Consider the following 12194-nt stretch of genomic DNA (forward strand, 5'->3'; position numbering starts at 1 on the left):
CCGGCCGCGATCGGCACCGGGGCGCGCGCGGGTGACCGCCGCGGCCGTGCCCGGCGGCGCCGCCGCACGGGCCGGACGTCGTCCGAGGCACCGAACGGCGACCGGCCGCCCCCGCCGGGCGTACCGGCCGGGGCGGCTGTGCGGGCGCCGTTCCGGCCGCGGCCCGGGGCCGCGCCGCCGCGCGGGGCGGCGGGCGGACGGGCCGCGGCCGGTGACGGGTCAGCGGCCGAGTGCCTTGGCCAACTGCTCCTTGGTCATCGAGGACCTGCCCTCGATGCCCTTCTTCTTCGCCTCCTCGTAGAGCTGCTCCCGGGTCGGCCCGGAGCGCGAGCCGCCGCCGGACCTCTCCCCGCCGCGCCGGGCGGGGGACTTGCCCTGCCGCGAGGCGGCGCTGCCGGACTTCGCCTCGCCGGAGCGCGCCCGTTCCTTGTTCACCGTGCGCGCGGCCATCTCCTTCGCGCGGCCCTCGGACATGCCGCGCTTCTCACCGCTGTCCTTGATGTGCTCGTACTGGCGCTCCCGCTTGGAGCCGGATCCCGCAGGCATCGTCCGATCCCCTTCGCCTGGTCCGTCTGATCCGTCTGATCCGTCCGGTCCGCCGTCGCCCGCTCCCGTGTCCGGGCCGCGCGGGCCGGCGGACCGCATACGGCTCGGGTTTCCCCGATGCCCGCCGCGAAACCGCGCCGCCCGCGCCGGGCGGGGGCCGCGGGCTACTCGGCGTAGTAGGTGGCGTCCTGCCGGTCCAGCGCCGTGGCGACCGGCTGCACCATGAGCAGGTACTCGTAGTGCCGCAGGTAGCGGCCCGCGTGGCTGTACGACTCGAAGGACACCCCTGACGCCGAGTCGCTCAGCCCGGCGCGCCGGAAGAAGCTCGCGTCGCCCCGGAAGGCGGCGGAGCCGTCGTTCCGCTCCAGCCACACCTCGAAGTTCTTGTGCCGCAGGTAGTACCCGGGGAAGTTCGCCGACTCCAGCGACACGGTGCCGCCGCCGGCCAGACCGGGCACCACCCGGAACTGCGAGTCCGCGAGGTTGGTGACGTTGGGCTCGATCTTCGCGCGGTACTCCCAGTGGCGGATGTACCGGTCGGGGAAGTTGTACGAGGAGAACCGCACCGGTGTGACGCCGTCCGCGACGGGGATGCCGAAGTTGGGGGTGCCGTCGGCGTTCCAGTAGAACTTCTGGTAACGGGTGCGGCGGTTGGGGTCGTTGAGCGGGTCGCCGCTGATGTCCTTGTAGTTGCGGTCGTGGTAGACGAGGATGTCCGACCTGCCGTCCTCGGAGACGGTGAAGGTGTTGTGGCCGGGGCCGTACTGGCCGGTGGCGTCGTTGCTCCGGAACACCGGCTGCGGGTTCTTCGTCCAGGAGGCCGGGTTCATCAGGTCGGCGGTGGCGGAGGCGGTCAGCAGGCCCAGGCAGTAGTTGCTGTCGGTGGCGCTCGCCGAGAAGGTCATGAAGACCTTGCCGTTGCGCTGGATGACCGCGGGGCCCTCGTTGACGCGGTGGCCCACGGTCTCCCACGCGTGGGTGGGCTTGGAGATCATCACCGGGCTGCCGCTGATGGTCCACGGGTTGGACATCCGCGCCAGGTACAGGTTGGTGCCGCTGCCCACGGCCGGGTCGTTCTGCGCCCAGCTCAGATAGCGGGTGCCGTTCACCACGAAGGTGGTGGCGTCGAGCGAGAAGGTGTCCAGCGGCAGGGCGATGCGGCCCTTCTCGGTCCAGGTGCCGGTGAGCGGGTTGGCGGCGCTGGTCTCCAGCACGTACGGCCGGATCCTCCACACGTCGTCGGCGGCGCCGGCGGCGAAGTACACGTACCACTTGCCGTTGATGAAGTGGATCTCCGGCGCCCAGATGTGGGCGCCCATCTCCCCGCCGGCGTGCTTGGTCCAGATGGTGACCTCCGCCGCCGTGGCCAGGCCCTGGAGGGTGGTGGCCCGGCGCATGACGATCCTGTCGTACGCGGGCACGGTGGCGGTGAAGTAGTAGTAGCCGTCGGTGTGCCGGTGGATGTGCGGGTCGGCGCGCTGCTCGGCGACGGGGTTGGTGAACGTCACGGCCGGGGAGGCGGGGGCGGCGGCCCCCGCCGGTGTGCCGGTGGTGGCCAGCACGGCCAGCGCGGCGGTCACCGCGAGCAGGGCGCGGCGGACGATGCGTCTCATGAGGGGTTTCTCTCCTGGTCGTCGGGGGTCAGGCGGTGGGCTGGAGGCGCCACTGCTGGCAGGTGTTGTTCAGCCAGGCCCACTGGCGCACGTTCGCTCCGTCGGCGGTGCCGCAGTCGGCCACGTCGGCGACCTTGCCGCTGTTGGCGTTCACGATCCGTACGTGGCCGCCGCCGGTGTGGACCAGCCGGAACCGCTGGCAGGTGTTGTCCAGCCAGCTCCACTGGCGGATGTCGGCGCCGTCGGCGGTGGAGCAGTCGGCGGTGTCCACGACCTTGCCGGTGGCCACGTTGACCAGGCGGCTGGTGTCGTCGCCGAGGTCCACCACCCGCCACTTCTGGTTGGCCCGGCCGTTGCAGGTCCACTGGGCGATGTCGGTGCCGTCCGCGGTGGCGCCGCCCGCCACGTCCAGGCACTTGCCGCTGTTGCGGTTGACCAGCGTGTACGCCGCCGGGGTCGCCGCGGTCTCCCCGGAGGGGCCGGGCAGGGTGGTGCCGAGGGCGACGGGGGTGCCGAAGCGGGGGGTGCCGTCCGCGTTCCAGGTGAACCTCTGCGCGCGGGTGGTGCGCCCGTTGCCGCAGCCGCCGCTCGCCGAGTCGTTGCCGTGGTAGACGATCCAGTTCTCCGTGCCGTCCGGTGAGGTGAAGAACCCGTTGTGGCCCGGCCCGTGGACCCCGGCCGCGTCGTCGCGCTGGAAGACCGGCGTGGTCCTCTTCGTCCACGAGGCGGGGGCGAGCGGGTCGGCGCCGGTCAGCTCCAGCAGGCCCAGCTTGTAGTCGGGGGTCTGGCAGGAGCTGGCCGAGTAGGTGAGGAAGGTCCGGCCGCCCCGGTACAGCGGCTCGGGGGCCTCGTTGACCGGGTTGCCCTGCCGCTCCCAGCTCAGGGTGGGGCTGGAGATGACGGTGAAGGTGGAGCTGCTGAGGGTGTACGGGTTGCTCATCGGCGCGATGACCAGGCTCTGCGTGCCGCCGTTCACGAAGCCGCTGCCCACCAGGTACAGCCGCCCGCCGTGCCGCAGGACACTGGCGTCGATCAGCCAGCCGCCGGGGGCGAGGTTGGCGCCGGTGAGGGTGTTCTTGTGGGTGTAGGGCCCCATGGGGTCGGAGCCCGCGCTCTCCAGTACGTGCGTGCGCTGCGAGTCGCAGCACGCGGCGCCGCGCTGCCCGGCCGAGTAGTACAGGTACCACCTGCCGTCGAAGAAGTGGATCTCCGGTGCCCACATGTTCCAGTCCCGGCCGGGGGTGGTGTCCTGCCACACCTGGACGCTCGGGGCGGTGGCCAGTCCCGCGAGCGTCGGCGACTTGCGCATGGTCAGCTCGTTGGTGAACGAGGTCGTGATCAGGTGGTAGTTGCCGTCGTGGTACTCCAGCCAGGGGTCGGCGCCCTTCTGCGCCTTGACCGGATTGGTGTACGGCCGCCCCTCGGCCGCCGAGGCGGGCTGGACGACCGGCGACACGAGCAGGGCCAGCAGCGCTGCGCCCAGGACGGACCAGTGACGGATGCGGAACACGGGAAGTCCCCTCTGGCAACAGGACGTTCGAAATGTCGAACACTGTGCGTAACTTCGGCCAGACCGTAGAGGCGTGGAGGGAGGGGCGTCAATGGATGCGTCACGTCCGGTTTCCCGAATGCCCACCCGGACGGCGGCGACGGACGCGGCGGACGGCGGCGGAGGAGCCCGGCCCCCGAGGCCCCGCCGTCCGCGGAGCCGACCCGGCGGACCGTGGCGGAATCCCGCTCACCCCTGTCGCCCGCCCCTGGCCTGAGCTTCCATGGGACCCATGGCTGAAAACAGCGAACCCATGGAGCTCTTCACCCCCCGCTACCACGCGGACCCGTATCCGGTGCTGGCCTGATTAAGGGAGGAGGCGGGCCCGGCCGTCCGCGTGACCATGCCCGGGGGGTACCCCGCCTGGTACGTCACCCGCTACGACGAGGTGCGCGCCGCGTTCTCCGACCCCCGGCTCAGCCGGGACCGGGTGCACTGGAAAGCCTTCCACGAAGGCCGTATACCGATGTCGCCCGAAGTCGTGCTGACCAGCGGCGAGACCATGTTCACCGCCGATCCGCCCGCCCACACCCGGCTGCGCGCCCTGGTCTCCAAGGCGTTCACCGCGCGCCGGATCGAGCTGCTGCGCCCCCGCATGGCCGAGATCGCCGGCGAACTGGTCGCGGACATCGCCGAGGCCGGTACGGCGGACCTCGTGCGGGACCTGGCGACGCCCCTGCCGCTGACGGTCGTCTGCGACCTGTTCGGCGTCCCCGAGGAGGACCGCGCGCGACTGCGCGACTGGACCGACGCCCTGGTCACCAGCGACGGGGTCGAGGACGCCGGGGCCGCCTACGCCGCCCTCACCGGCTACCTCGACGACCTGACCGCGCGCAAACGCGCCGAGCCGGGCGACGACCTGACCAGCGATCTGGTCCGGGTGCGCGCGGACGGCAGCGCCCTGACGCACAAGGAGCTGGTGGACACCCTGACCGTGATGGTCACCGCCGGCCACGAGACCACCCTCAACCTCATCGGCAACGGCGCGTTCGCCCTGCTCACCCACCCCGAGCACCTCGAGGCGGCCCGCCGGGACCCGGAGCGCTGGCCCGCGGTGGTGGAGGAGGTGCTGCGCTGGGAGGGCAGCCTGGTGCACACCATCTTCCGCTACACCACCGAGGACGTGGAGCTCGGCGGTGTGCGCGTACCCGCGGGGGAGGCCGTGGTGCTGTCGATGGCCGCCGCCGACCGCGACCCGCGGCGCTTCCCCCGCCCCGACACCTTCGACCCCGCCCGCGAGGACCGCGGCCACCTGGCGTTCGGCCACGGCCTGCACTACTGCATCGGCGCCCCCCTGGCCAGGGCGGAGGCCCAGGTCGCCCTGCCCGCCCTGTTCACCCGCCTGGACGTCGCCCCGGCCGCGCCCCCCGGCACCCTCGCCTGGCGCCGCTCCCCGGTCTCCCGGGGCCTGGTCGCCCTGCCGGTGACCGTCTCCCGGCGCTGACGGCGCCACCCGCGCGCGACGCCCCGCCCCCGCCCCGGCCGCCGCCGTGATCAGCCCGTCCGCACCAGTCCCGGGCGGCCCGCCTCTGCGGTGAAGGCCGCGACGGTGGAGACGGGGGCGGCGGCGTCGCGCTGGACGTAGGGGACGGCCCGGTACTCCGCGGTCAGCTCCCGCGGGGTCACCCGGCAGCGCAGATAGCCGCGGCGGCCGTTGTAGTACTTCACCCACGGGTGCTGGGTCCAGTCCCGGGTGTACCGGTCGGTCTCCGCGCCGTCGCCGTCGGAGGCGATGGACGTGGTGACCAGCTCGCTGCCGACGATCCGCGAGCCGGGGTCGGCGAAGTCGGCGTGCAGGTCGCCCGCGATGGCGCGGTGGGTGTCGCCGGTGAGGACGACGGGGTTGGCCGTGCGGGGGTCGGCGAAGGCGTCGAGCAGCCGCTGCCGGGCGGCCGGGAAGCCGTCCCACTGGTCGCGGCGGCTCTCGGTGACCCGCATCAGGGCGACCTGCTGGGCCAGCAGGTTCCAGCGGGGCCCGGGCCCGCCGGCGCCGCGCAGCCCGTCGTACAGCCAGCGCTCCTGGGCCCTGCCCAGGATGCTGCGCCGCGGGTCGGCCTGCTCCGCGGCGTCGGCCGGCACGTTGTCGCGGTACTGGCGGGTGTCCAGGACGTGGATCGCGGCCAGCCGGCCGAAGCCCAGGCGGCGGTAGTAGCGCGCGTCGGGGCCGCGGAGGGGCAGCGCGGCCAGCGGCAGCGGCGTGTTCTCGTACAGCGCGCGGTAGGCGACGGCCCGGCGCCGCTGGAAGTCCTCCGGCGGGACGCCGTACTGGGAGTGGTCGCCCGCGTAGTTGTTCTGCACCTCGTGGTCGTCGGGGGTGATGACGAACGGGGCGGCGGCGTGGGCGGCCTGGAGGTCGGGGTCGGACTTGGTGAGGGCGTACCGCAGGCGGTAGTCCGCCAGGGTGGTGGTCTCGTGGCCGTGGCCCTCGCCGAGCGCCGCGCCCCGGCGCCACAGGTTGGCGGCGGTGATGGCGTACTCGTAGATGTAGTCGCCGAGGAAGAACACCATGTCGGGGTCGTCGGCGGCCAGGTGGCGGTACGGGCTGAACCAGCCGTGGTACCACGCCTGGCAGGACGCCAGGGCGAAGTCGAACGCCGCCGGGGAGGCGCCGGGGCGGGGCGTGGTGCGGACCCGGCCGGCCGGGCTGATCCAGCGTCCGCTGCGGAAGCGGTAGTGGTACTGGCGGCCCGGGCGCAGCCCGCGGACCCGCGGGTGCACGGCGTGGGCCAGGTCCGGCGTCGCCAGCGCGTGCCCGCGCCGCACCACCCGCCGGAACCGCTCGTCCTCGGCCACCTCCCAGACGACGTCGAACGCCGCGCGGGGCATGCCGCCGCGTCCGTCCGGGGCCAGCGGCTCGGGGGCGAGCCGGGTCCACAGCACGAAGCCGTCGTCGGCCGGCTCGCCGGAGGCGACGCCGAGGCGGAACGGGTCGTCGGGTATGCGCTCGCCGGAGTGGGCCGCCTCGGCGGTGCCCGGCAGGCCGACACCGGCCAGCAGCGCGGCCGAGCCGACGCCGGCGAGGCGGAGGAACGTGCGCCGTCGCGGCTGGGGGAAGGCAGGAGTGTGCATGTTCCACCGTTTCGTCCGAGCGCCCCTTCAGCGCTGGTCTGCTGCACGTTCCTGGAAGGCGGTGACGCGGTGACGACCGCTCCGTGACGGGTGGGCGACGGCGAGTCGACGGCGGTTCCCGGGCGCCGGTTCACCGGTCGCGCGCCGGTGCGGCGGCCGCGCTCCCGGGCACGGCGGCCGGGTCCGGCCCGCCGGCGCGGCGGCCGGGGACGGCGAGCGCCGCGACGACGCCCAGCAGGGTCAGCCCCGCGGACACGGCGACCGCGGAGCGCAGCCCGCCGGCGGAAGCGGCGTCCGGTGCCGCGACGCCGACGAGCACCGCCAGCCCGACGCCCACCCCGATCTGCATGGCGGTGTTGGCCATCCCGCCGGCGATGCCCTGCTCCGGCGCGGCCACGCCCGTACCCGCGGCGGCGAACTGGGTGGGATAGACGGTGCCCATGCCCATCCCGTACACGGCGATCCCGGCGAGCACGGTGCGGTAGGAGCCGTCGGCCACCATCCCGGCGGCCAGCAGGGCGCTGCCCGCGCTGCCGAGGAGCAGCGCGACGACCAGGGTGGCGCGGACACCGAAGCGGATCATCAGCCGCCCGGCGACGAAGTTCCCCAGCGCGATCACCGCGGACAGGCCGAGGAACGCCAGCCCCGCCCGCAGCGCCGAGTAGCCCAGCACGTCCTGGAAGTACAGGGTGAGGAAGTACACGACGTTCTGCATGGTCGCCCCGAACACGAAGATGACCACCAGCGCGGGCGCCAGGTGCCGGTCGCGCAGCAGGCGCGGCGGCATCAGCGGGCTGCGGCTGCGCGCCTCGACGGCGAGGAACGCGGCCAGCAGCACCAGCCCGGCCGCGGCGGCGGTGACGAACGCCGGGGAGGTCCAGCCCGTCTCGGGCACCTCGGCGATCGCGTACACCAGGAGGGTGGCGCCCGTGGTGCCCGTCAGCACACCGGGCAGGTCGAAGCCGCGCCCGCGCTCGACCGGCCCGTCCGCGGGCAGCAGCCGGAACGCGGCGGCGGCCGCGGCGGCCACCAGCGGCACGTTCACCAGGAACACCGCCTCCCAGCCGAACGCGTGGGTCAGCACGCCGCCGAGCAGCGCGCCCAGGCTGAGCCCTCCGGCACCGGCCATGGCCCACACCGCCAGCGCCCCCACGCGTTCGCGCCCCTCCGCGAACATGGTGTTGACCAGCGACAGCGTGGCGGGGAACACGACCGCGGCGCCCACCCCCTGCACCGCGCGGGCGGCGATCAGCGCGGCCGGCGACCCGGCCAGGCCGCCGAGCAGGGACGCCCCGCCGAACGCGACCATGCCCACGACGAACATGCGGCGGCGTCCCAGCAGGTCGCACGAGCGCCCGCCGAGCAGCAGGAAGCCGCCGAAGAACACCGCGTAGGCGCTGATCACCCACTGGGCCGAGGGCCCGGACAGGCCGATGTCCCGGACGATCTCGGGCAGCGCCACGTACACGATGGTGAAGTCGAGCGAGGTGATGAGGCTGGAGAACGCCAGCAGGGCGAGGCTCCACCTCAGTCCGGGCGGGGAGTGCATCGAGGGCTCCTCGGGCAGCGGGGGTTGAAGGTCGTCGGGTCGAAGGGCGTGGGGCGACTGGGCCGTCGGGGTGGCCGGGCCGTCGGGGTGGTCGGGCAGTGGGCTTCAGCACCCGTAGGGCCGTGCCGCGCGCGCGTCGCGGAGGGCGCGGGCCCACCACGCGAGCTGGTCGAGCAGGCCCTGGGCGGCCGCCGCGGAGCCCGCCGCGTCCAGGGGCCTGCCGTCGTCGCCGAACCGCTCCCGGCAGTTGGCGAAGGCGACCGTGTCGCGGACGGTCACGGCGTGCAGCTCGGCGAAGACCAGACGGAGCTGCTCGACCGCGCGCAGCCCTCCCGACCTGCCGCCGTAGGAGACGAAACCGACGGGCTTGGCCCGCCACTCGTCCACGAACCAGTCGACGGCGGTCTTGAGCGGGGCGGGGAAGCTGTGGTTGTACTCGGCGGTGACCACCACGAACGCGTCGGCGGCGGCCAGGCGCGGGGCGAGGGCGCGCACCGGCCCGGGCGCGTCCTCGCCCTCGTCGGTCAGGGTGTCGGGCAGCCCGGCGTCGCGCAGGTCCACGACGTCGAGCGTGACGTCGTCGCGCCGGGCGGCCTGCTCGGCGAACCAGCCGGCCACCACGGGGCCGAACCGGCCCGTGCGGGTGCTGCCGATGAGCAGGGCGACGTGCAGGGGCGGGGTGTCAGACATCGCGGGCCTTTCGTGTCTCGCGGTCTCCGTGGTCGTTCCGGGGCCGTCCCGGGGTCGCCCCCACGGTGCGGCCGCGCGCTTCCCGCCCGCTTTCCGTCCGCTTACCGCCCGCCGTCCGCCGCCGTAGGCGCTGGTCACCGCGTTATCGTGAGGCCATGCGTTTCGGGGTGCTCGGGCCACTGGCCGTCTGGACGGTGGACGGCGCCCCGGTCGCCATCCGGGGGCTGAAGGTCCGCGCCCTGCTGGCCGGCCTGCTCGCCGGGGACGGGCGGCCGGTGCCCGCCGGCCGGCTGATCGACGACCTGTGGGGCCCGGCGCCCCCCGCGGACCCGGCGGGCGCCCTCCAGGTGAAGGTGTCCCAGTTGCGCAGGGCCCTGGAGGACGCCGAGCGGGGCGGCCGGGAACTGGTGGTGCTGCGGGCGGCGGGCTACGCGCTGGAGGCCGGCGCCGAGGCCGTGGACGCGGGCCGGTTCGCGGCGCTCCTGGCGCGGGCGCGGGAGACCTCCGACGCGAGGGCCAGGGCCGCGCTGCTCACCGACGCGCTGGCGCTGTGGCGGGGCCCCGCCTACGCCGACTTCGCCGGCGAGCAGTTCGCGCGGGCCGCGATCGCGCACCTGGAGGAGCAGCGGGTGACGGCCGAGGAGGACCTCGCCGAGGCCCGGCTGGCCCTCGGCGAGCACACCGCGCTGATCGGCGAGCTGCGCGAGCTGGTGGCCCGCCACCCCCTGCGGGAGCGGCCGCGCGCCGCGCTGATGCGCGCCCTGTACCGCGCGGGGCGGCAGAGCGAGGCCCTGGACAGCTTCGGCGAGCTGCGCGACCGGCTGCGCGAGGAGCTGGGCCTGGACCCGAGCCCCGAGCTGGCGGCCCTGCACCGGGCGATCCTCAACCAGGACCCGGCCCTGGCCCCGGCCCGCCCCCGCACGAACCTGCCCGCGCCGCCCACCGAGCTGATCGGCCGCGCCGAGGCGGTCGCCGAGGTGCGGGCGCTGCTGGACGCCCACCGGCTCGTCACCCTCACCGGGCCGGGCGGCGTGGGCAAGACCCGGCTCGCCCTGGAGACCGCCGCCCGGCTGCTCGGCGCCTTCCCGGACGGGGTGTGGCTGGCCGAACTCGGCGCGCTGGACCAGCCGGACGCGCTGGCGGACGCGGTGGCCGCCACCCTCGGCATCCGCGACGACGCCGCCGCGGACCCCCCGGGGGAGGCCGTCCCCGCCGCCGACCGGCTCGCCCGCGCCCTGCGCGGCAGGCGACTGCTGCTGGTCCTGGACAACTGCGAGCACCTGATCGAGCCCGCCGCCGCGCTGGCGCACCGACTGCTCGCGGCCGCCCCCGAGGTGCGGATCCTGGCCACCAGCCGGGAGACGCTCGGCGTCGGCGGGGAGGCCGTCTGGGCGGTGCCGCCGCTGGAGCCGCCGTACGCGGCGACGGAGACCGGCCCGGCGACCCTGCGGCACTCCAGCGCCGTCCGGCTGTTCGTGGCCCGCGCCGCCGCCGCCGCTCCCGGCTTCGCCCTCACCGCCGACAACGCCTCCGCCGTCGCCGCTGTCTGCCGCCGCCTGGACGGCATCCCCCTGGCGCTGGAGCTGGCGGCCACCCGGGTCCGCGCGCTGGGCGTGCACGAGCTGGCGGCCCGGCTGGACGACCGGTTCCGGCTGCTGTCGGCCGGACGGCGGGACGTCCCGCGGCGGCAGCGGACCCTGCGGGCCACCATCGACTGGAGCTGGGAGCTGCTGACCGAGCCGGAGCGCGCCGTCCTGCGCAGGCTGTCCGCGCACGCCGACGGCTGCTCGCTCCCGGCCGCGGAGGCGGTGTGCGCCGGGGACGGGGTGGCGGCCGAGGACGTCGCGGAGCTGCTCTCCCGCCTCGTCGACCGCTCCATGGTCGCGGTCGCGGGCGACGCGCGCGGCCACCGCTACCGGCTGCTGGAGTCCGTCGCCGCCTACGGCGCCGAACGCCTGCGGGAGTCCGGCGAGTCCCAGCGCGTCCGGTCCCGTCACGACGCCTACTACGCGGAGTTCGCCGAACGGGCCGCGCGGCGGCTGCGCGGCCCCGAGCAGCGGCAGTGGCTCGACCACCTGGACCGGGAGCACGCCAACCTGCGCGCCGCCGTCGAGAGCGCGGCCCGGCACGGCCGCCCGGACCTGGCGCTGCGCCTGGTCAACGCGCTCGCCTGGTACTGGTTCCTGCGCGGACGGCTCGGCGAGGCCCGCCGCCTGCTGGACTTGGCGCTCGGCGCCGCCGGCCCCGAGCCGACCGCGGCCTCGGGCTCGGCCTCGGCCGCGGCCGAGGCCGGAGCCTGGCGGACGGGCATGGAACTGCTCGGACGGCACGGCGCCGACCGGGCGGAGCGGGTCCGCGCGGCCCTGGAGCCCTACGACCACCTGGACGACCCGGGCGGCCGGGCCGGGGCCGAGTGGTTCCTCGGCGAGATCCTGACCGGCGGCGCCGACCAGGCCACCGGCGAACGGCTGGCGGAGCGGGCCCTGACCGCCTTCCGCGCGCTCGGGGACCGCTGGGGCACGGCCGCCGCGCTGACCACGCTGGCCCTGCACGCCCTGATCCGCGGGGACCTCGCCGCGTGCACCCGCCGCACGGAGCGCGGCGCTGCGCTCTTCGCCGAACTCGGCGACCGCTGGGGGCGGCTGCGCGCCACCGACCTGCTCGGCCGGCTCGCCGAGATCAGGGGCGACCACGGGCGCGCCGCCGAACTGCTCCGCGAGGGCCTGCGCATGGCCGAGGAGCTCGGTATCCACACCCAGGTGCCGTACCTGCTGTCCGGGCTCGGCAGGCTCGCCTTGCTCTCCGGAGACCTGGCCGGGGCCAGGCGACTGCACGAGCAGGCGATGAAGCTGGCCGCGGAGCAGAGCCACCGGCCGGGAGAGGTGTTCGCGGAACTCGGCCTGGCCATGGGGGCGCGGCGGGAGGGGCGCCTGGACACCGCGGAGGAGCTGCTGCGCGACGCCCTGGAGTGGCAGCGGCGGGTCGGGTTCGACCCCGGCATCGCGCTGACCCTGTGCGAGCTCGGCTTCGTCGCCGAGCGGCGCGGCGACGCCGCGGCCGCCCGCGCCCTGCACCTGGACGGCCTGGCCGCCGCGCGCCGCACCGGCGATCCGCGGGCGGTGGCGCTGGCGTTCGAGGGGCTGGCCGCCGCCCACGCCGCGGCGGCCGCACGCACCCG

General features: G+C 75.4%; 8 protein-coding genes. 2 read left to right on the forward strand and 6 right to left on the reverse strand.

Annotation, left to right across the window (positions count from 1 at the left end):
• Positions 1–219 precede the first annotated feature (219 nt).
• The 3 genes from ACYVO2_RS36710 to ACYVO2_RS36720 all read right to left on the reverse strand — a co-directional run bounded on the left by ACYVO2_RS36710 (position 220) and on the right by ACYVO2_RS36720 (position 3669).
• Positions 220–546, reverse strand: a complete 327-nt coding sequence (locus ACYVO2_RS36710) for a plasmid stabilization protein (RefSeq protein WP_461012468.1) — start codon at positions 544–546, stop codon at positions 220–222.
• Between the two features lie 164 nt (positions 547–710).
• Positions 711–2159 (reverse strand): family 43 glycosylhydrolase, encoded by a 1449-nt coding sequence (locus tag ACYVO2_RS36715; RefSeq protein ID WP_461012469.1) that lies wholly within the window; start codon positions 2157–2159, stop codon positions 711–713.
• Positions 2160–2187: 28 nt separating this feature from the next.
• A complete protein-coding gene (locus ACYVO2_RS36720) occupies positions 2188–3669 on the reverse strand; it encodes a family 43 glycosylhydrolase (protein ID WP_461012470.1) in 1482 nt (493 codons plus the stop codon).
• Between the two features lie 382 nt (positions 3670–4051).
• Between ACYVO2_RS36720 and ACYVO2_RS36725 the strand changes: the two genes are divergently transcribed.
• Positions 4052–5152 (forward strand): cytochrome P450 family protein, encoded by a 1101-nt coding sequence (locus tag ACYVO2_RS36725; RefSeq protein WP_461012475.1) that lies wholly within the window; start codon positions 4052–4054, stop codon positions 5150–5152.
• Between the two features lie 50 nt (positions 5153–5202).
• On the opposite strand, the gene ACYVO2_RS36730 is transcribed toward ACYVO2_RS36725, so the two are convergent.
• From ACYVO2_RS36730 to ACYVO2_RS36740, 3 genes are all read right to left on the reverse strand, one after another.
• Positions 5203–6777, reverse strand: coding sequence for an alkaline phosphatase D family protein (locus tag ACYVO2_RS36730; RefSeq protein WP_461012471.1), 1575 nt, complete (start codon positions 6775–6777; stop codon positions 5203–5205).
• A gap of 130 nt (positions 6778–6907) precedes the next feature.
• Positions 6908–8326: an MFS transporter gene (locus ACYVO2_RS36735; RefSeq protein WP_461012472.1), complete on the reverse strand. Its 1419-nt coding sequence runs from the start codon at positions 8324–8326 to the stop codon at positions 6908–6910.
• A gap of 105 nt (positions 8327–8431) precedes the next feature.
• Positions 8432–9016 (reverse strand): NADPH-dependent FMN reductase, encoded by a 585-nt coding sequence (locus ACYVO2_RS36740; protein ID WP_461012473.1) that lies wholly within the window; start codon positions 9014–9016, stop codon positions 8432–8434.
• A gap of 155 nt (positions 9017–9171) precedes the next feature.
• Between ACYVO2_RS36740 and ACYVO2_RS36745 the strand changes: the two genes are divergently transcribed.
• On the forward strand, positions 9172–12194 hold a 3023-nt coding region (locus ACYVO2_RS36745; protein ID WP_461012474.1), incomplete at its 3' end, for a BTAD domain-containing putative transcriptional regulator.

The organism is Streptomyces capparidis (genome assembly GCF_054782095.1).

What these genes read in the sequence shown, in the direction of transcription:
- ACYVO2_RS36710 (WP_461012468.1), bottom strand. Translation starts at nt 546, where the DNA reads ATGCCTGCGGGATCCGGCTCCAAGCGGGAGCGCCAGTACGAGCACATC.
- ACYVO2_RS36715 (WP_461012469.1), bottom strand. Translation starts at nt 2,159, where the DNA reads ATGAGACGCATCGTCCGCCGCGCCCTGCTCGCGGTGACCGCCGCGCTG.
- ACYVO2_RS36725 (WP_461012475.1), top strand. Translation starts at nt 4,052, where the DNA reads ATGCCCGGGGGGTACCCCGCCTGGTACGTCACCCGCTACGACGAGGTG.
- ACYVO2_RS36730 (WP_461012471.1), bottom strand. Translation starts at nt 6,777, where the DNA reads ATGCACACTCCTGCCTTCCCCCAGCCGCGACGGCGCACGTTCCTCCGC.
- ACYVO2_RS36735 (WP_461012472.1), bottom strand. Translation starts at nt 8,326, where the DNA reads ATGCACTCCCCGCCCGGACTGAGGTGGAGCCTCGCCCTGCTGGCGTTC.
- ACYVO2_RS36740 (WP_461012473.1), bottom strand. Translation starts at nt 9,016, where the DNA reads ATGTCTGACACCCCGCCCCTGCACGTCGCCCTGCTCATCGGCAGCACC.